The following is an 18,391-nucleotide window of genomic DNA, read 5'->3' as shown; positions in this document are numbered from 1 at the left end:
AAGGCGCAACGCTACATTGCGCCGGGCGCAACGACGGCAGTGCGCCGGCGCGCAGATCACCTCATCGTTGCGTTTTGCGAAAAGCAACGTTGCGTGGCAGGCGGATTCTCCGGGGGGCGCCGGACGCTTACCTTGGGGATGTGAAAACATTCAACCAAGGAGACCGTCATGAGTTTGCACTCATCCACTATTCAGGTGACTTACGACTTCATCTGCCCATGGTGCTGGATCGGTGAGGTGAATCTCGAACGCGCGCTTGCCGCTTCGGTTTTTTCAACTGACCGCCAAATCAGTTTCCTGCCTTACCAATTGAACCCGGACATGCCTGTTCGAGGCATGGATCGTAAAGCCTATCGCTCTGGCAAATTCGGCAGTTGGGCGCGCAGCCAGGCCATGGACGCGCAGGTCACCCACGCCGGTAAGGCCGTCGGCCTTGGCTTCCATTATGAGCGTGTCGAAACAACCCCCAACACCATGGCAGCGCATCGGTTGGTATGGCGGGAGCAACAGGCGGGTAAAGACGCTTCATTCCTGGTCAAGGCCATTTTCAAGGCGTACTTCGGCGAGGGGCGGGATATCGGCGACCTTAATGTGTTGGCCGATATCGGTGGCGAAACAGGGCTGGACCGAGGGGCCATTGTCGACTTTCTCAACACCGATGAAGGCACTGCTGAAGTCTTGAAACTCGAAGAGCAAATCAAGGCGTCCGGGGTGCGCTCGGTGCCGAGTATTCAGATCGCGGATGACGTGATCAGTGGCGCGCAACCCACCGAAATAATGATCCAGATACTGAAACGAAACCAGGCAGCTTGAGCCGCTTGTTCAATCCCGATCCATTCAGGAAATCATCATGTCTCGTCACTTGTTCAGCCCAATCAAACTCGGCCAACTCAACCTCAATCACCGTGTCGCCATGGCCCCTCTGACTCGCTCACGGGCGGGGCAGCCCGGCAACGTACCGACATCGATGAACGTCGAGTACTACCGCCAGCGCGCCAGTGCCGCGTTGATCATTACCGAGGCTACTCAGATTTCGCAGCAGGGTCAGGGTTACGCCTGGACGCCCGGCATCCATAGCGACGAGCAGATTCACGGCTGGAAAGCGGTCAGCGAAGCCGTGCATGCAGAGGGTGGGCGCATTTTCCTGCAGCTCTGGCATGTGGGGAGGGTGTCACACCCCGTGTTTCAACCCGACGGCGGCTTACCGGTGGCACCGACCGCACAGCCGGTCCCCGGCAAGACCTTCATCCTGAATGAGAAGGGTGAGGGGGTGTGGGGTGATGTACCTGTACCTCAGGAACTGGACATTCCGGGGATCGAAGCGATCGTTTCCGACTTCCGCAAGGCCGCGCGCAATGCGCTTCTGGCCGGTATGGACGGCGTGGAAATCCACGCGGGCAATGGCTACCTGCTGGACCAATTTATCAACAGCGATAGCAATCAGCGTAGCGATCGCTACGGTGGAAGTATTGAAAACCGTGCGCGGCTACTGCTCGAAGTCGTGCAAGCGGTGACCGAAGAAATAGGTGCCGAACGCGTTGCTGTGCGCCTGACACCGATGGGACGTTTCATGGGGATGGGCGATGACACCCCGGAACAGACCTTTGGCTACATTGCTTCCCGGCTCAATCAATGGAATCTCGCTTACCTGCACCTGGTGGAACCGATGATGGTCGGCACGGTGCTCGATGAAAGTAATGATCCGCGCTGGGAAGCCATCATCAAACAGCTGCGTACTGACTTCCACGGCGTTCTGATGCTGGCGGGTGGTTACACCGGAGAAACCGCTGAACTGGCCATCGCGCAGGGGCGTGCCGACCTCATCGCTTTCGGTCGCCCGTTCATTGCCAACCCCGACTTGCCCGCCCGCCTGCGCGGGCGTACCGAGCTCAACCTGGCGGACGGTAACAGCTTTTTTGGTGGCGATGCCAAGGGGTACATCGACTATCCGGCGCTGCCATAACGCAGCTCAAAACCGGTTGGTGTGGGAATCACCACTCTGCAAGGAGAAGGGTAATGAAGAGTCCGGATGTACCAAAGGCCCTGGTCATCGGTGGTTCTCTGGGAGGACTGTTTGCCGCCACGGCGTTGCGGGCGATTGGCTGGCAAGTCGATGTTTTCGAGCGATCCCCCGCGGCAATGGATAGCCGTGGCGGTGGCATTGTTCTGCAAGCGGATGTCTTGCAGCATTTCCGCTATGCGGGCATCCAACATACCCGTGCGCTAGGTGTCCGGTCCCATGATCGTTTGTATCTGGATCGAGCCGGTACCGTCGTGCATAAAGAACCGACTCCGCAAACGCAGACGTCCTGGAACACACTGTACGGCTCGTTATTTTCTGCATTTCCTGTCGAGCATTATCACCGTGGCAAGACGCTGGTGGATCTGGCTCAGAATGAGCACCGAGTGACCGCGTTTTTTGCCGACGGCAGTCGTGCCCAGGCAGACCTGCTGGTGGGGGCCGATGGTGCGGGTTCATCTGTGCGAAATATAGTGTTGCCCGGGGCGCAACATAGCTATTCGGGCTATGTGGTTTGGCGTGGACTTGTCGATGAAGACCGACTTCCTGACTTCGCCAAGACGCAGCTTTACCAGGATTTTGTTTTTCAACAGGACCCTGGATCGCTGATGTTGGAATACATGGTGCCGGGCTTGAACGGCTCCGTTGATCCTGGCGAGCGCCGGTTCAACTGGCTGTGGTATTTGAAAGCCGCGCAAGGGCCGGAACTGGACGCCGTGCTCACTGATCGCGACGGCCAGCGGCGTAGCCACTCCATTCCACCGGGGGCTTTGGCTGCGGAGCAGGAGGCTTACATACGGGAAATGGCGGAGCGGCATGCGAACCCGGCTTTTCGCGAATTGATTCGCCAGACCAAGGACATTTTTGTCCAGGCGATCCTTGATCTCAACGTTCCTCAAATGGTGTTCGGACGTGTGCTGTTGACCGGCGATGCCGCTTTTGTGCCGCGACCTCATACCGCCGCAAGCACGGCCAAGGCGGCCCGCAATGCACTGTTCCTGGCGCAAGCAATCGACAACATTGGCGACCTCGATAAAGCCCTGCAGGCCTGGCAAAAACAGCAACTTGCAGAAGGCAGGCGCATGGGGGACAGGGGGGTGAGCATGGGCAATCGGATCATGGGCATCACTCCATCCTGATTCAGCGGCTCATATCGGGCTTGATCCACTACTGATTGAGCACAGCCATGCAAGACGTACGACGCCTGGTCATGCACAGTCGCTACCTTTCCTTTTTTATCCCGGACGCCGTTTATGGATAAGTTGCTGGCGCTCAAAATGTTTGTCGAAACCGTACGCTGTGGTGGTTATTCGTCAGCGGCGCGCAAACTTGGTATCTCCACTTCGTCTGTGACTCGGCAGGTAGCGGGGCTGGAAAGCGAGCTGGGCGCCAGCTTGTTGAACCGCACCACGCGCAACACAAGCGTCACGGTGGCGGGGCAGAACTATTACGAAAAGGCAGTGGTGATCCTCGAGGCCATCGACGAAGCGGATTCCGTCGTGACCGACCGTGGCAGCAAAGCTCAAGGACGCTTACGGGCCAGCGTCCCGGTGGAGTTCGGCCGACGCATCATCGCTCCTCATCTGGGGCGACTGCTGGATCGTCATCCTGGCCTGGAGATCAGCCTCTCGCTGAGCGACGAGGTCAGTGACCTGCTCAGCGAGCAAATAGATGTGTCAGTGCGTCTTGGTTCATCGGTCGTCAGTGATGACATCGTCAGCAAGCGCCTGGGCGATTTCCAGCGTTGGGTTGTGGCGAGTCCCGAATACCTGACGCGTACCGGACTGCCCCGACACCCCCGTGATCTGTTGGAGCATCAATGCCTGCGTTTTGATTACTGTACGGGCCACCACAGTTGGACATTCCAGGGCGATGAGGAAATCATTCGCTTGAATGTGCAGGGACGGCTGCAAAGTAACAACGCCGACATTCTGCGCGAGGCAGCGTTGGCCGGGGGTGGGGTGACGCTATTGGCTGATTGGCTGGTGCGAGACGATGTCAGCGCAGGTCGCCTGACGCGCGTGCTGGAGCAGTATGAGGTCAACCCTGGCAGTGCGAGCACTTGTATCAATGCGCTGTACCTGCCCAATCATCGTGGTTCCAGTCGCATCAATGTGTTCATTGAGTTTCTTCAGGAAATACTCGCCCCCTGAGCACGTCCTGTGCATTTGGCAAGCCAGCCCGGGCGTCATCGGTGTCATGGTTTCAGCTGAGCCGAATGTCCAGTGCGCGAAGATAGGTCTGCAAGCCGGCATCCTGAGTGGGGATCAAAAATGCTTCATGATCCGATTCGTTGAAATGAGCGTGCCTCAGAACCTGCAGTGGGGATCTGTCTCAGTACACCATTTAACTTATGGGCGATGACCGATGTTCATAAGCGGCTGTAACCCTGGATTTTGAGACCCGTTAGCCAGAAACCGGGTTAGAGTGTTCATCAATGTCTGTTCATAAGGGCCCTCCACTCGATTCGCGTAGTCGCGCCAAGCGGTTCCAGCGAACGAACAGGGCAAAAAAACCGTATATCAATCGTTATGTGAAAAATGAATCGTCCGCTGTTTGTTTCTCTAGATGGGCCCAAGGGAGCCGGCAAAACCACACTTTTGGAAGCCGTTACGAAAGTACTGAGGGCAGACAACAAAAAGGTGATCCGACTTTGCGAGAAAAAAAGCGATCCCTATAGGGGTGAAACAATGACCCTTGTGAACAAACTCGTCAGAAATCCCACCCGGGATTTGGAGTTGGAGGTTTGTGAGCGCTTTGCTGATAGCCGTACCTGGATTTCCCAGCACGTGCTGGCTAAACAGCCACCAGGCAGCATTATCTTGATCGATCGCTGGTACCCGTCTGATGCCGCGTTTCGCCGGATAGTCCCGTTTGCAGAGATTCTACAGTTGAACATCGATCGAAACGTGCGAGTGCCAGACCTGCATGTCGGGGTTGTCACCGCCCCTGAAATTTCATGGGCGAGGGCAGCGGCACGACGGCGTGGGCTGAGCAGTACTGTGATCCATAAGCTGGAAGAACATGTTGCTTGTACCAAGGCGTTCGAGCGAGCGATTGCAGATCACGGCTGGGTTTTATGCCGTAATGAAGGAACGATCGAAGACGCAACGATGCAGGTGATTTCTGAGATCTATAGCGTCCTTCGATGCCCCGTAGGCGAAGTTCGCTGCGCCGGCCTTGATGCGGTTGAGATAGCCGTAGATATAGATCGTTAGCAGGATCGAAGGGTTGATTTGTCGCCGCAGCGGTAGCCGGCTGATGCTTTGATCAGGGTGCCTGTCATCGAACTCTGAGCCGAAGTTTGCTGGAGCTGGGGTATTGAGTTGGCTCGAACAGGGATCGGGGATTGGTAGTGTCAGCGTCGTTTATTAACCGGAAACCGCTAACTTATTGATAATAAGACTTTACCGGTCAATTTTTTGCAATTAGCCGGAAAAAAACAACGAATATTTCGCAGTTTTTCCGGTTAATTACAGTATAGAGAGGATCTCTAGATCAACCGGGTAAATCTCGTTCTAATTCAGCCGCTTAAACTCTATGTAGGCATCTTTATCCGCACAAGCCGTAAGCCGTTCGCCCCATTAATGGCGTCGATGCTCACTCTCACGTCAATGAAATTCACTCAAATATCGGTGAAGTAACATTGGCTTCATACCAAGGGATAACACCGGCAGCGTACAAGCCTGAAACGTCAAACCATTTTCAGCATCATATTTTATTTTTTTGCAGCGATAACGGCATATTACGAGGTGGCGTTAGCGGCCGGGGCGAACACCCCGGCCATTGTTATCACTGGTCTTCACCTTTGGAATCAAGCTCTATGCGGGCTTTGCCCACGTCCTTTGCGCTTAGGCGTGGTGCACTGTTATCCAGGCTGCGTCCGGGACATTGTGGAACGGCGCCCAACTACGGCTGGGCGCCATTTGACTCAGCCAATGTGGTGACTCTCGGCAAGGCCATAGACGGATGTGTCGATACCTTCGAAGCGCGCCTTTAACTGCAGCGCCAGATACAGCGAATAATGCCGTGACTGATGCAGGTTGCCACCGTGGAACCAGAGGTTTTCCTGTTGTGTTGGCTTCCACATGTTCCGCAGTTCGCCCTCGTACGGGCCAGGATCATTCGTGGTTCCAGAACCCAAGCCCCAGCAGCGGCCGACCTTGTTAGCTACTTCCTGGGAAATCAGCTTCGCCGCCCAACCATTCATTGAGCCATAGCCCGTGGCGTAGACGATCAGATCTGCCGGGAGTCGGCTGCCATCGTTGAGTACGACGGCATCTGCTTCGATGCGTTCGACACCCAGGCCAGGCGCGCTCTTGAGCTTGATCGTGCCATTAGCGATCAGTTCGGATGCGCCGACGTCGATGTAGTAACCAGAACCACGGCGTACGTACTTCATAAACAGGCCAGACTCGTCGTCACCGAAATCGAGCATGAAGCCGGCCTTGGCCAAGCGCTCGTAGAAGTCCTTATCACGCTCCTTGATCGCGTCAAAGATGGGTTGATGAAAGCTTGGCATGACTTTGTAGGGGATAGAGGCGAACAGCATGTCGGCCTTGTCCGTGGTCAAACCCGTCTCCAGGGCGTCTTCCGAGTAGAGCCCGCCGAAGACGAAATCCATTAAACTGTCGGAACGCACGATGTGGGTGCTCGAGCGTTGCACCATGGTCACCTCGGCACCGTTCTCCACCAGGTCGGCGCAGATATCGTGAGCCGAATTGTTCGCACCGATGACCACCGCGCGCTTGCCGCTCCAGGCGTCTCCGCCGGGATGGCGACTGGAATGATGCTGCTGGCCATGGAAAACCTCGGCACCCGGATAACTAGGAACATTGGGTACGCCTGACATGCCGGTAGCGAGGATCAACTGGGTAGGCTGTAGAGTCACACGCTCGCCATCGCGCTGCACTTCAACCTTCCAGGTGGCACTTTGCTCGTCAAAGCTGGCGCTCACGCATTCTGTACGCGGCCAATAATTGAGCTCCATGACTTTGGTGTACATTTCCAGCCAGTCGCCAATCTGGTCTTTTGGGGTGAAGACTGGCCAGTGATCGGGGAAGGGCAGGTAAGGCATATGGTCGTACCAGACAGGGTCGTGTAGGCACAGCGACTTGTAGCGACCGCGCCACTGATCGCCAGGACGCTCGGCTTTGTCGACGATCAGAGTTGGCACGCCCATTCGCTTGAGCCGCGCAGCGAGCCCCAGCCCACCCTGGCCGCCGCCCACAATCAGGCAGTAAGGTTGGGTGTTGATGCCTAGCGAAGCTTCTTCATCACGACGGCGCTCTAGCCAGTTGCGTTTGTCGGCATGGGCGTGACCATGATTGGCACCCATTGGACGACGGCGGCCGCTGGGTTCTTCAAAGCCTTTGAGCTCGCGCATGGTCGTCAGCAGCGTCCAGCACAGGCCCTCCTTTAGACGCACGTAGCCTTTACCTCGCGCCGCATTGGTTTCCAGGCTGATCCAACCTTCGAGCACACCGTTATTCAGCGTCGCCTCACCTTCCAGTTTCCATCGCTCAGGACGAGTCCGGTCGAGGCGTGTTTCGAGCATGTCTCGGATGGCAGGCTTGCCTTCCAAGGTCACTAAGTTCCAGCTGAAAAGTAGCAGGTCACGCCAGTGACACTCTTCGGCAAATAATTCCAGCGCACCGTCCAAATCACGTTGGGCGAGACGCTCGCCGAGGTTTTCGACCCAGGCCGCGAGTTGAGCAGTTGGCGTTTGCAGAGGTGTTTCGATAGCGATGTTCATGGAGCCTCTCCCGATCTTGTTGTTTTTGTAACAACTTGCCCTAGAGCAAGGCCCGGGCCATCTTCATGAAAGCCCCGTTGCAGAGCGGCTGCCACAGTAGTATTCAGGCTTTGACTCGGATCTATGTCACGATTTTGGGAACGGCGGATGACAGAGTGTCACGCGGCGCAAAGAGCGCTCGTTGCAGTCTTTTCATATAAGCTGCGAATAGCCCCGTGTCCTAACCGTAGCGGAGAACAAGAACAATGAAGCCGGCCTTGATCAACGCCCATGCACAACAAGTGCTACAAGCCGTGCAGGGCACTCCCGCCAGCCACGGCCATACTGCTGACCTGGCCATCACACGATCTTGGCGCCGGTGCCTGGATCAGCATCAGCTCGATCCCGCCAGCCGCCGCGCGCCTAATGTAGTTGAGCACCCACGCTTACAGGATCACCGCGCGCCACTGGAACACATCATCTCCGTGGCGCACTGGCAGATGAGCAGTTTGCACCAACAACTCGGGCGTGACGGCCACGTGGTGCTACTCACCGATGCCCGCGGTGTGGCGATTGACAGTGTGTTCAACGAAACCGAACGAGCCGAGTTCCAGCGTTCCGGACTGTGGCTCGGTTCGGTATGGAGCGAGGATTGCGAGGGTACCAACGGTGTCGGCACCTGCTTGGTCGAGCGACAGCACGTAACCATCCGTCGTGATGAACATTTCCGTGGTAAGCACGTCGGCTTAACGTGTTCGGCTAGCCCGATATTTGATGCGAACGGAGAGTTGCTTGCCGTGCTCAACCTCTCCTCTGTGCGGGAGGAACACAGTCTTCAGCAACGCTTCAAGGCCATGGCGTTGACCAACCTGTCAGCCAAGTTGATCGAGAGCTGTTTTTTCTTAGGGCATGATCCGCAGCGATACTTGCTGCGCTTCCACCCTGAGGCAGGCTTCGTTGGGCTGCTGGGTGAAGGTCTGCTCAGTTTCGACGAGAGTGCCCGTATCTGTTCAGTTAATGATGCTGCGCTGGATCTGCTGGGCCTCAGTCGTGACCAGGTGGTTGGGCAATCTCTGACGATGCTGCTGGAAACACCTATCGATCAGGTGATGAGTCAGGCCAGCTCTCAGCCGAGTGTCTGTTGGCCAATGCGGCTGGTGGACGGACGCCTGCTCTACGGACAGTTGCGAGAACCCTTACGCCAGGTGCCTTTAGTTACTCCTGCAATCCCCAAAATTAACGACGTGCACGTGTGTCTGGAAGACCCGCGCCTGCAACGCGGCTTTGCTCGCGCATTGCGTGTTTTGGAGCGTGACGTTCCGGTGTTTTTACAGGGCGAAACCGGTACCGGCAAAGAAGCTTTTGCTGCGGCGCTGCATCGTGCCAGCTCCAGAGCGAACCAGCCGTTTGTGGCGATCAATTGCGCGGCCATTCCAGAAACGCTGATCGAGAGCGAGCTGTTCGGCTATCGCGGCGGCAGCTTCACCGGCGCACGCAAGGACGGGATGATCGGTAAGCTGGAGCAGGCCCATGGCGGCATTCTATTTCTCGATGAGATCGCCGATATGCCACTGGCGTTACAGACTCGCCTGCTGCGTGTGCTGGAGGAGCGTCAGGTGGTGCCGCTAGGCGGCGCGACGGCACGTCCGCTCGACGTACGCCTTATCAGTGCCAGCCACCAGGATCTGCACGCCTGTGTGGCCGAAGGGCGTTTTCGCGAAGATCTTTTCTATCGAGTTGCAGGGTTCGCCGTGCAGCTCCCGCCGCTGCGCGAACGATCAGACAAGGGCAGTTTGCTCGACCTATTGCTGCGCGAGGAGACAGCAGGGGCAAGAGTTCGGCTGGAAGCGGGTGTCAGAGAGCGCTTGCTGGCGCAGCCTTGGCCAGGCAATGTTCGGCAGCTACGTACGTGTCTGCGCACACTGGTAGCGTTGGCTTTGGAGGGGCGTGTCACCCTGGACGATTTGGCGGAGTTGCTGCCGGCAGCGCCAGCGACAGCCGCGCTGGCCGAAAATCCGCTTGGAGTATCCGAGCGGCAGACGCTGCTAACGTTGATTGAGGCGGAACACTGGCATATCGCCCATGTTGCCGCCCGCCTAGGGATCAGCCGCAATACGCTCTATCGCAAACTGCGCCATCACGGTATTTCACGACCCGGTTGAATGCAGAATGACATCGTCGCGTTTCCTGCCTCTGTGGACTTGGACTGAGGCGATAGAGGTCGAGCAGGAGAGGGCGCTAATGCTAGAAGCAACCATGTGTTCGTGCACGACACGATGCCAGCTCCGTATGACACATATGTGGCCTTCATATGGGATTTAGCCAAGGTATTCTTGCCTCGCTGGTAGCTGATAAAGCGCCCACGCCAGTTTCCTAAAGTCGCTACTTCGGGCCAACTGGGCCCGGCTAAGCTTTTGGTGTTCCTGATGGAGGTACAGATGGCGTCCTTCTGGACGGTCATAAGTAGTACGGCCTGCCCATCCGAAATGCCCCTGGCGATTAAGCGCAGCACGCATTGAGCCATCACTCAATGCTCATGGGCATGTGAATGGATGGTCAGGGCACCAGGTACCTTGGTGCGTTCGAGCCCCCCACGCTCCAGCCACCGGAGGGTCTGCTCATAGGCGCGCTGCAGCAAAGACTCGGTCTGGTCAAAGTTGAACACCGAGACATCCACAGGGCACAAGGGCGGGACGATGTGTAGGCTGGTGAGAGTGCGGAAGTGTTCGATGTCACTCACCAACTGGCGCATGCTCATCAGGTTGACGGTATGTAGGGCTAAGGCGATCAAGCCTCGGGGCGGTTGTGGTAGGGCGCAACTCATTCCTGTAGGAACCACCACTACGTTGGTGGCGCCCAGGGCTACGGCAGTTGAAATAGGTGTATTGCTTGCCACGCCACCGTCAATCAGGAATTGATCGGCAATCTTTACGCAGGGGAATACCAGCGGGATGGCAGCGCTGGCCAGTAATGCCTGTCGGAGTTCGCCACTGGACAGAACGGTCTCGGCACCGCTCAGCAGGTTAGTGGTGACAATGTGCAGGGGCAACGCCGCATCCTCAATGCGGTGTATAGGCAGTGCCTGATCCAACAGTTGGTTCAAAGCCGCCGGCTGCAACAGAAAGCTACGCCGTTTGATCAGTCCTCTACAGGTATCGAGCCAGGACAGGGGAAAGATGTCTGTTTTACGTAGGCCCCGCCAAAAATTTGCGAGCGCCTCGACGCCTTCGGAATCGGGTCTTGCGGCAAAATAGGCACCGTTGATGGCACCCACCGAAGCGCCCACCACCATGTCGAATCGAATGTTGGCCTCGACCAAGGCCCGCAACATACCCACTTGGACAGCACCCAAGCTGCCGCCGCCAGCGAATACGATTGCGGTTTTGGTCGCCATGGTCGAAGTCTCTGTGCAGAAATGTATCGAATCAGTGTAGCTGGCGGGTCGGCGTTACTTCCGGGTGCTCGCCAAATGATCGAGACGTCGCAAGCTTGGAGTTCCGGACGATACTGAATCCCAATGGAAACGGGATCAATGCGCAACGGAGCGCGGTTCTACTGCGAGACTCCGTCCATAGGAATGAACGTCTATGACAACGAAGAGAAACTACGTCTCAAGAACACCTATCAGGCTCAAGAGGAAGCCGAGGTTGAGAGTCAGCGACTTAACCTGGAGCGCCTTCAAAACGTACTTTTGGAACGGGAAACCAGCCGGAGCCGGTGATTCAAAACCAGTTCGTGCAGCTGAAACATTGACGAAACATTCCGGCCATATGATTCGCACCACCGAAACCTAGGAGGGTTGGAGATGAATCGGCCATCAAGAAGCATGCGCAAACTGCTCGATGCTGTCGCCACCAACAATGAGAGCGCGGCGCTGGATGTGATGCGTGCGGCCGAGCAACTGCAAGACGAAGTGCTTCGCCAGCGGTTACTCAACCTGATTCATCGGCTCAACCAAGACGCCAATGAATTGCGAATGGCGCGGGACGATATCCAAGGCGGATCCATCAAGTTTGCGTGACGTCTTCACCGGCGGGCGAAGAAGTAGATACGCGCTCACGTCAAACCAGGGTCACGTTACCGAAACATCGGTGGACGTTTCTGACTCATTATCTCCAATAGATGGCATCGAGAAAGTCTGCAGTGTTTTGTAGGTACATATTCGCGAGCGCGCCTTCCGCTTGGAATGGCAGTTGCCCGTTAGAGTGTGGTGTCGGTCATGATATTGACACCTACATGAGGGAGGATGGTTTTAGAGTCATTGATCCGTGCGTGATTTGACTTACCTCGCCAAGGGACAGATTGAAGGCATCACTCATGGGCAGCCAGCACTCCACTGACGCGAATTTCAAAGACCTTAAACGACGGGCGACAGTCATCCTACGCCAGGATGAGCAAATCCTTTTTGTGCGCAAACGCAACGCCAAGTGGAATCTACCGGGTGGACGAGTCGAACAGGGCGAGACGCCTTTGCAAGCGGCCTTACGGGAGATGGCAGAGGAGACAGGATTGGCTATCGATCAAATCTCTTATGTCTGTGAGTACGAGGACGACAAGGTCATTCATTTTTTGTTCGAGGCCCGGCGGACGTTCAATCAGAAGCCTCGTGCCTGCAACGAGATTGATGATTGCCGCTGGTTCAGCGCAAAGGATTTGGACAAGCGTTCTGTTCGGGGGGCAATCAGGTCGTTGCTCAAACACTTCGCGTCTGACTCGGGCCATAACTTGGCAACTCACGCCGCTGGTTAGCGTCCACGTTGAACGAGTATCGAACCTGGGAGTGTCTACCAATGGGCAGCGACTATCGGATTGAATCTCAGCGACTTGAACAGGACTTTGCAGATGCCTACGCCGCGTTTCGCAAGCACATCGAATCCACGCCGTACCCCTCTAACGAGGATGATTGGGCTGAACATGATCGCTACCGCAATGCAGTAACCGTAGCGAGCGCGGCATGGAGCAGGTACTGCTTCGACAACCAGCACCTGCGCTGATGCGCTGCATCTGTACGGCACTTAGGCGTTTTCAGAGCCCTTATCCCTCAAAGCGAACGAACTGGATGCTGCCTCAATACGCCCTTGCAGCTGAGCAACATAGGCCTGCGCTTCTTCCAGGTTCTGAAATGACACAGCTTTGTCGTCGAGCCAGACCTTGCATCCGCTTCCTTGCTCATTCACTTCGATTTTGACATTCATTGGCAGAGTCCCTTTGCGTTTAGTGCGGCAGAGAGTAATGCATTTTGAAGACGTATCAAAATGAAACAGAGGCTCTAGATCAATGCTTTCAGTTGTTTTCAGTTTTATGTTGGTTTAGGCATCCAACAAGACATCATTGCACCTTCTGGCGTTCGCTACCTTCGCTTGGATACCGTCAAGGTACTGGGATTTCAGCTCTTTTGTTAACGGCCCCAGGATGGGGTTGGCTTTGAACCGGGCCAACAGATGCTCAATCACCCGATCTACCTTGGCGTAGGCAGCAGTGACGCTTGAAGGCACCAGCGGATCAAACTGAATCCCTTCCATCTCGATATCGAGTCGTTTCAACACGAGTTCGGCGTCCAGGATCTGGTGCCGTATTTCAGCCGGCGAGCATTGCATCGTCGACTTCCTTGTATTGCCGTAAGTACAGACACGCCTCTCGTTAACTGCAGTCGGGTGACGCAGTCAGGGCATGGCAGCCGCTGTCTTAAAAATGAAACAAAATTGTCGCGTAGAAATATTACTGAAATGTTTCAATCCTATGATCGAGGGGGATCTTTTTCAGGTTACCTCCCTCATGCGTCGAGCTGTGTTCAATCAAAAAGGGGGCGTTGGCAAATCCAGCATCGCCTGCAATCTCGCGGCTGTCAGCGCTGCTGAAGGCTACAGGACGTTGCTGGTGGATCTCGATCCCCAGGCTAACTCGACCCACTACCTGACGGGGCTGACAGGTGACGACATCCCCATGGGGATCGCTGATTTCTTCAAGCAAACCCTGTCCAGCGGCCCGGCCAGCAAGAGGAGTCGCGTGGCCATCACTGCTACCCGCTATGCCAATCTGCACCTGGTCACGGCCAGTCGCGAGCTTGCTGACCTGCAGTCAAAGCTTGAGTCCAAATTCAAGTTCAACAAGCTGCGTCGTTTGCTGGTAGAGCTTTCCGAAGATTACGAACGTATTTATATCGATACGCCGCCTTCCCTGAGTTTCTATACGTTCAGCGCATTGATCGCCGCCGACCGCGTGTTGATTCCGTTTGATTGCGACAGCTTCTCTCGACAGGCGCTCTACAGTGTCATCGCACAAGTGGCCGAGTTGCGAGCCGACCATAATGAGTCGTTGATCGTGGAAGGCGTGGTGGTCAACCAATTTGTGGCACGTGCCAGCTTGCACCAGATGCTGATCGACGAGTTGGTGGCCGAAGGCTTGCCCGTGTTACCGGATTACTTGAGCAGCACGGTCAAAATGCGTGAGTCCCATGAAACGTCGGTGCCCATGATCCATCTGGCGCCACGCCATAAGCTGTCATTGGAATTCGTCAGCCTGTTTTCCGCTTTGGAACGAGCCGGTTGATCGCAACAGCAAGGTTGAAAGTTCAGCGTCTGACGAGGGGATAGCGCGCCTTGGTTCCCCATCTGATTCCGTGCGCTGAACATAAAATTGAAATCGAAATGCCAGTACGATAGCTCGCGCGCAATCGCTAGCTCTTACTTCGAATCAACTCCTGTTTTCTTGGCCGCCTTTGGGACGGCCATTTTTTTGCCAGAGATTTTTGGATGCAGCATTTTCAGCTTCTGCATTTCATTTTCAGCTTGTTGAAGTTCTCCGACGGAAGCCTCCGCCCACAGGTGCTCCAGCGACTTAAGGTCAGGCTCAAGTTTTACCTTGAGGCACCACTGGAAATGGTCATGCCAGGATCCCAGTGCTGATTGCACCGCCTTCAAGGATTTCGCCGCCGTCGTCGACAGCGGGGACAATTCTGGGAATGCTTCGGTAAGGTAGCGAGTGCGCTTTACCAAAATTCTTAATTCGTGCCGGTCAAACTGCTCATCGTCCAAAGCGCGATGGAGCTTATCGATTTGCTTGGTCAGCGCCTTGACGATGACCTGTTTCATTACCCTTGAATCATTGCCTGGCGCTGATGCCCTGAATGCAAAAGGCCATTGATCCAAGGTTGCGAACAATCCATCCAACGCGGGATCATTGAGTATTTTTCGATAATCTGTTTTTAAGCGAGAACGCCTGGTGGCCGCCGCTTCAGGCATGCCCCGAAGCTCAAGTTCGCTGGCCATTACTTCCAGATCCCGCGTCGGTGTTGTCAGCCGACCCTGTCGATGAATGCCATCAGATTCGCCTGTGCCCACGTTCGTAATCAGTACAGAGCGTAGATCTTTACTGGGAGTCGGTGATGCAGATTGTTACTGCCATATTGCCGTAGTGAGTCAGAGTGTATCCATTACAATTTTTTGAGTGCATTGGTTGTTGAGTTTTACGATGGGCCACAAGATTTCTCTGGTACGAGGCTCACAATGCACATCGCCATCCTTACCTTTGAAGGTTTCAACGAACTTGATTCGCTCATCTCGTTCGGCATCCTCAACCGGGTTCAACAGCCAGGTTGGCGAGTGTCTATCGCCAGCCCCACGGACAAGGTGCTGTCGATGAACGGCCTGATGATCGAGGCGCAGATGTCGTTGGAGGACGCATGCGTCGCGGACGCTGTGCTGGTGGGTAGTGGGAGAATGACCCGGGACGTCGTCGCGAATGCCGCGCTAATGTCTCGCCTGAAACTTGATCCTGCGCGCCAACTCCTGGGCGCCCAGTGCTCGGGCACGCTCATACTTGCAAAGCTGGGCCTGCTGGACGAGGTTCCGGCCTGCACGGATCTGATCACCAGGCCATGGGTTGAAGAGGCCGGTGTGGCGGTACTCAATCAACCGTTCGTGGCCAAGGGCAATGTCGCAACCGCTGGCGGGTGCTTGTCGTCGCAGTATCTGTCCGCTTGGTTCATTTCACGTCTTGCAGGTGTGGAGGCCGCACGCAGTGCGCTTCATTACGTTGCCCCGGTAGGTGAGAAGGATATTTACATAACGCGTGCGATGGAGAATATTTCGCGGTTTCTTTAATGCGAGCAGTGACCGCTTCTGGCCGTTTTCTACCTGAAGCGACCGGCGGAAACCGACCCGAGCTGACGGCCAAATGCGGTCATTCCAGCTCTGTTTGCGCGAAACCTTGGAATTGGCCGACACGCCCTCATAACAATGGCTATACCCAACGTCCCCGAGAGGAAGGACAGACCATGACCAGACAAACCGAAACTGCCATTCTCGCCGGCGGCTGCTTCTGGGGCATGCAGGATCTGCTGCGGCGCTATCCCGGTGTGCTGCGCACTCGGGTCGGTTACACCGGCGGCGATGTGCCGAATGCCACCTACCGCAACCATGGCAATCACGCCGAAGCCATCGAGATCGTCTTCGACCCTGCCGTGATTAGCTACCGGCAGATCCTTGAGTTCTTCTTCCAGATACACGACCCCAGCACGCCAAATCGTCAGGGTAATGACCTAGGCCCTAGCTATCGCTCGGCGATCTACTATCTCAGCGAACAGCAACGTGACATCGCCGAGGACACCACAGCCGATGTCGATGCTTCACACCTGTGGCCAGGCCGAGTAGTCACCGAAATCGAACCGGCAGGGCCCTTTTGGGAAGCGGAACCGGAGCACCAGGATTACCTCGAACGTATACCGAATGGCTACACATGCCACTTCATCCGCCCGAACTGGAAGCTCCCCAAGCGCGCCTGAGAGTCGCGCTTGTTAGGCGCAGAGATGACCGCTTCTTGCCGTTAGACGCCAGTTGCGATGGGCCGGAAAACGACCAAAAATTGCCGATAAAGATCTGCAGATATCGGCCAAGAGTGGTCGAACCATGGATGGAAAACAAATCTTCCCTCTCAATTAACAAGACGGTGTCACTGACAGAATCTGTACGAACGCCGGCTGTACCAAGACAACATCCAGCCACAGCCACTAAACTGCGGGCTGGAGCTGGGTGAGGGGGAGGGTGTTGTATGTACATAGGTGAGCTTGCCAAGTTATCGGGGTGTACTCCCAAAGCCATTCGTTTGTATGAGCAGTTGGGCCTGCTGACCCCACAACGCCTTGGCAGTTATCGGCTGTACTCGGCCCATCACTTGACGCTGGTGCAAATGATTCGCACCGCCCAGGTGGTCGGGTTCAAACTGGGGGAGATGAGCGAGCTGCTGGCAGCCAAGCAACATCAGGCACCGTTTCCTCTGGCGCTGGCCAATCAGGGCATCGAGGTCAAGCGCTTAGAGCTGCAAGCGCAGATCTTGGCGTTGCAGAATCGGGAGCAGCAACTAACGCTGTTGCAACAACGTTTGCCTCGAACAGCGCGATAGCCGTCAGCTCGAAAATCCGCGCTTTCGCGCTAGCTTGGGCGAGCTTTTTGTCGGTCACCGTTTCGAACACCCAAGTCACCTTCAGCGTTTGAGCAAGGGCGTTCAAGTCAGTTGTGTGGGTGAGCCAGGTAAAGCCTTTGATTTCACCTTTTGCGGTTTCGCAGGCATCGGTAAGCGTTGTAACTAAACGGCGCTCGATCCGCGCAAGTTCACGTTTACCCAAGGGCATAGCGGGCTCCTTTGGAAAGGAAAAAATGGGAGGTACTTTGCACCGTCTTTAGGGAGAAAGCAGCAAAAGGACTCAATGAGTGACCTTTCCCTGAAAGTCAGGCGGCTCGAAAAGGTGTTTCTCTCCTTCATTTGCTTAGCATGGCGGAAGAGGGCTGTGATGATGCGTTGGTCGGAGTTGGACAGGCAGGCCGCCTGGCGTTGGAGTTTGTCCGAGAAGCAACCTTTGCACATGACGCAATTGAGATTGCTATAGAAAACGTACGTCGAGCCATACCTAACGCGCGCTTGATCGAGTCAGCTCTCGCTCCATGACTGACTGCAGGCACCATAGACTTCGCGGATGCCGAGCGTCCCGCCTCCCATTACCTGGTGGCGCTTGCGGGGCGAAGAGAGGAGAGGTGGTGTTCGAGTAATGTTGTGTTCGAATCGTCGTTTGCGGTGCCCACAAATAGAAAACCCCTGAAGCCATAAGGAATCAGGGGGTTTAGAAGTAATGGTGCCCAGAGACGGAATCGAACCGCCGACACGGGGATTTTCAATCCCCTGCTCTACCGACTGAGCTATCTGGGCCGCGGCGGAATTAAACGTTTTTTACGGCTGAGGCGTCAAGCACGAAATCAAAAAAAACCAATGAATACCTATGCTTACGATTTCCCGTAATGTGGAAAACTCAAAAACCGTGAGTTGGAGGTGGTTATCTGGCTCAGGTCATGAGCGAGTATGAAGTCACCCGTGCAAGGACTGGGTTCGAGGTGTCCCTTGGAAATGCTGGGCACGAGAGTAGAGACAGAAGCAGTCCTCTATCTGATCGGTCGACTAGAGAGGGGGAGGTGTTTGAGCTCCATCGCGCTGCACTTGGAAGCTGAGGCTGATTGTTACTATCGCACCTTCGGGCCGAAGAGGCCCGGCTCGACGTAACGCATCATCAAGCTGGAAAGCCGAGGTCGGAAACGAATGCTGTCTTCGACTTTATCGGTCAACTGGAGAGAGGAGTCGTCATTTGAGTT

The 18,391-nt window shown here is 55.7% G+C and carries 20 protein-coding genes, 1 tRNA gene and 1 pseudogene; 14 read left to right on the top strand and 8 right to left on the bottom strand.

The window, feature by feature from the left end; genetic code table 11:
* Window positions 1-168: 168 nt before the first annotated feature.
* From AC1D19_RS26190 to AC1D19_RS26175, 4 genes are all read left to right on the top strand, one after another.
* Window positions 169-813 (top strand): DsbA family oxidoreductase, encoded by a 645-nt coding sequence (locus AC1D19_RS26190; protein ID WP_477765036.1) that lies wholly within the window; start codon window positions 169-171, stop codon window positions 811-813.
* 37 nt (window positions 814-850) lie between these two features.
* The gene (locus AC1D19_RS26185) at window positions 851-1,963 is read left to right on the top strand and encodes an alkene reductase (RefSeq protein WP_477765035.1); all 1,113 of its coding nucleotides are present in this window, start codon (window positions 851-853) and stop codon (window positions 1,961-1,963) included.
* Window positions 1,964-2,016: 53 nt separating this feature from the next.
* Window positions 2,017-3,159, top strand: coding sequence for an FAD binding domain-containing protein (locus AC1D19_RS26180; RefSeq protein WP_477765034.1), 1,143 nt, complete (start codon window positions 2,017-2,019; stop codon window positions 3,157-3,159).
* 114 nt (window positions 3,160-3,273) lie between these two features.
* Complete coding sequence (locus tag AC1D19_RS26175; protein WP_477765033.1) at window positions 3,274-4,173, top strand: LysR family transcriptional regulator; 900 nt, start codon at window positions 3,274-3,276, stop codon at window positions 4,171-4,173.
* 52 nt (window positions 4,174-4,225) lie between these two features.
* Here the strand turns inward: AC1D19_RS26175 and AC1D19_RS26170 are convergent.
* Window positions 4,226-4,327: pseudogene (locus AC1D19_RS26170) on the bottom strand (cupin); the annotation flags it as partial.
* 130 nt (window positions 4,328-4,457) lie between these two features.
* On the opposite strand from AC1D19_RS26170, the gene AC1D19_RS26165 reads away from it, so the two are divergent.
* Together AC1D19_RS26165 and AC1D19_RS26160 are read left to right on the top strand one after the other, a co-directional pair.
* On the top strand, window positions 4,458-4,700 hold the full coding sequence (locus AC1D19_RS26165) for a hypothetical protein (RefSeq protein WP_477754948.1): 243 nt from the start codon (window positions 4,458-4,460) through the stop codon (window positions 4,698-4,700).
* Entirely contained in the window at window positions 4,621-5,238 is a 618-nt protein-coding gene (locus AC1D19_RS26160) for a nucleoside/nucleotide kinase family protein (protein ID WP_477765032.1), read from the top strand. The genes AC1D19_RS26165 and AC1D19_RS26160 overlap by 80 nt, the downstream gene beginning before the upstream one ends.
* Window positions 5,239-5,951: 713 nt before the next feature.
* On the opposite strand, the gene AC1D19_RS26155 is transcribed toward AC1D19_RS26160, so the two are convergent.
* A complete protein-coding gene (locus tag AC1D19_RS26155) occupies window positions 5,952-7,775 on the bottom strand; it encodes an NAD(P)-binding domain-containing protein (protein WP_477765031.1) in 1,824 nt (607 codons plus the stop codon).
* 245 nt (window positions 7,776-8,020) lie between these two features.
* Here AC1D19_RS26155 and AC1D19_RS26150 point away from each other — a divergent pair, with 245 nt between their 5' ends.
* Entirely contained in the window at window positions 8,021-9,916 is a 1,896-nt protein-coding gene (locus AC1D19_RS26150) for a sigma-54-dependent Fis family transcriptional regulator (RefSeq protein WP_477765030.1), read from the top strand.
* Window positions 9,917-10,281: 365 nt separating this feature from the next.
* Here the strand turns inward: AC1D19_RS26150 and AC1D19_RS26145 are convergent, their stop codons facing one another.
* Window positions 10,282-11,148, bottom strand: a complete 867-nt coding sequence (locus tag AC1D19_RS26145; RefSeq protein ID WP_477765029.1) for a patatin-like phospholipase family protein — start codon at window positions 11,146-11,148, stop codon at window positions 10,282-10,284.
* Between the two features lie 411 nt (window positions 11,149-11,559).
* Here AC1D19_RS26145 and AC1D19_RS26140 point away from each other — a divergent pair, with 411 nt between their 5' ends.
* From AC1D19_RS26140 to AC1D19_RS26130, 3 genes are all read left to right on the top strand, one after another.
* Window positions 11,560-11,775: a hypothetical protein gene (locus AC1D19_RS26140; RefSeq protein ID WP_477765028.1), complete on the top strand. Its 216-nt coding sequence runs from the start codon at window positions 11,560-11,562 to the stop codon at window positions 11,773-11,775.
* A gap of 296 nt (window positions 11,776-12,071) precedes the next feature.
* Window positions 12,072-12,503, top strand: a complete 432-nt coding sequence (locus tag AC1D19_RS26135) for an NUDIX hydrolase (RefSeq protein ID WP_477765027.1) — start codon at window positions 12,072-12,074, stop codon at window positions 12,501-12,503.
* A gap of 41 nt (window positions 12,504-12,544) precedes the next feature.
* Window positions 12,545-12,748, top strand: coding sequence for a hypothetical protein (locus tag AC1D19_RS26130; protein ID WP_477765026.1), 204 nt, complete (start codon window positions 12,545-12,547; stop codon window positions 12,746-12,748).
* Window positions 12,749-12,769: 21 nt separating this feature from the next.
* On the opposite strand, the gene AC1D19_RS26125 is transcribed toward AC1D19_RS26130, so the two are convergent.
* Together AC1D19_RS26125 and AC1D19_RS26120 are read right to left on the bottom strand one after the other, a co-directional pair.
* Window positions 12,770-12,949 carry a hypothetical protein gene (locus AC1D19_RS26125; protein WP_477765025.1) on the bottom strand — a complete coding sequence of 60 codons (180 nt, stop codon included), beginning with the start codon at window positions 12,947-12,949 and terminating at the stop codon, window positions 12,770-12,772.
* A gap of 114 nt (window positions 12,950-13,063) precedes the next feature.
* Complete coding sequence (locus AC1D19_RS26120) at window positions 13,064-13,351, bottom strand: hypothetical protein (RefSeq protein ID WP_477765024.1); 288 nt, start codon at window positions 13,349-13,351, stop codon at window positions 13,064-13,066.
* 178 nt (window positions 13,352-13,529) lie between these two features.
* Between AC1D19_RS26120 and AC1D19_RS26115 the strand changes: the two genes are divergently transcribed.
* Entirely contained in the window at window positions 13,530-14,303 is a 774-nt protein-coding gene (locus AC1D19_RS26115; protein WP_477765069.1) for a ParA family protein, read from the top strand.
* 134 nt (window positions 14,304-14,437) lie between these two features.
* Here the strand turns inward: AC1D19_RS26115 and AC1D19_RS26110 are convergent, their stop codons facing one another.
* A complete protein-coding gene (locus tag AC1D19_RS26110) occupies window positions 14,438-15,094 on the bottom strand; it encodes a CHAD domain-containing protein (RefSeq protein WP_477765023.1) in 657 nt (218 codons plus the stop codon).
* Window positions 15,095-15,259: 165 nt separating this feature from the next.
* On the opposite strand from AC1D19_RS26110, the gene AC1D19_RS26105 reads away from it, so the two are divergent.
* The 3 genes from AC1D19_RS26105 (at window position 15,260) to AC1D19_RS26095 (ending at window position 17,153) form a co-directional block, all read left to right on the top strand.
* Entirely contained in the window at window positions 15,260-15,856 is a 597-nt protein-coding gene (locus tag AC1D19_RS26105; protein ID WP_477765022.1) for a DJ-1/PfpI family protein, read from the top strand.
* A 173-nt stretch (window positions 15,857-16,029) separates the two neighbouring features.
* On the top strand, window positions 16,030-16,536 hold the full coding sequence (msrA, locus tag AC1D19_RS26100) for a peptide-methionine (S)-S-oxide reductase MsrA (protein WP_477765021.1): 507 nt from the start codon (window positions 16,030-16,032) through the stop codon (window positions 16,534-16,536).
* Window positions 16,537-16,802: 266 nt separating this feature from the next.
* Entirely contained in the window at window positions 16,803-17,153 is a 351-nt protein-coding gene (locus tag AC1D19_RS26095) for a MerR family transcriptional regulator (protein WP_477765020.1), read from the top strand.
* Here the strand turns inward: AC1D19_RS26095 and AC1D19_RS26090 are convergent.
* Window positions 17,056-17,382 (bottom strand): hypothetical protein, encoded by a 327-nt coding sequence (locus AC1D19_RS26090; RefSeq protein ID WP_477765019.1) that lies wholly within the window; start codon window positions 17,380-17,382, stop codon window positions 17,056-17,058. The genes AC1D19_RS26095 and AC1D19_RS26090 overlap by 98 nt on opposite strands.
* A gap of 496 nt (window positions 17,383-17,878) precedes the next feature.
* Window positions 17,879-17,954 (bottom strand) — tRNA-Phe (locus tag AC1D19_RS26085).
* Window positions 17,955-18,391 lie beyond the last annotated feature (437 nt).

It is taken from the genome of Pseudomonas sp. P1_C12 (assembly GCF_056406435.1).
This window is presented reverse-complemented; position numbering and strand designations above follow the sequence as displayed.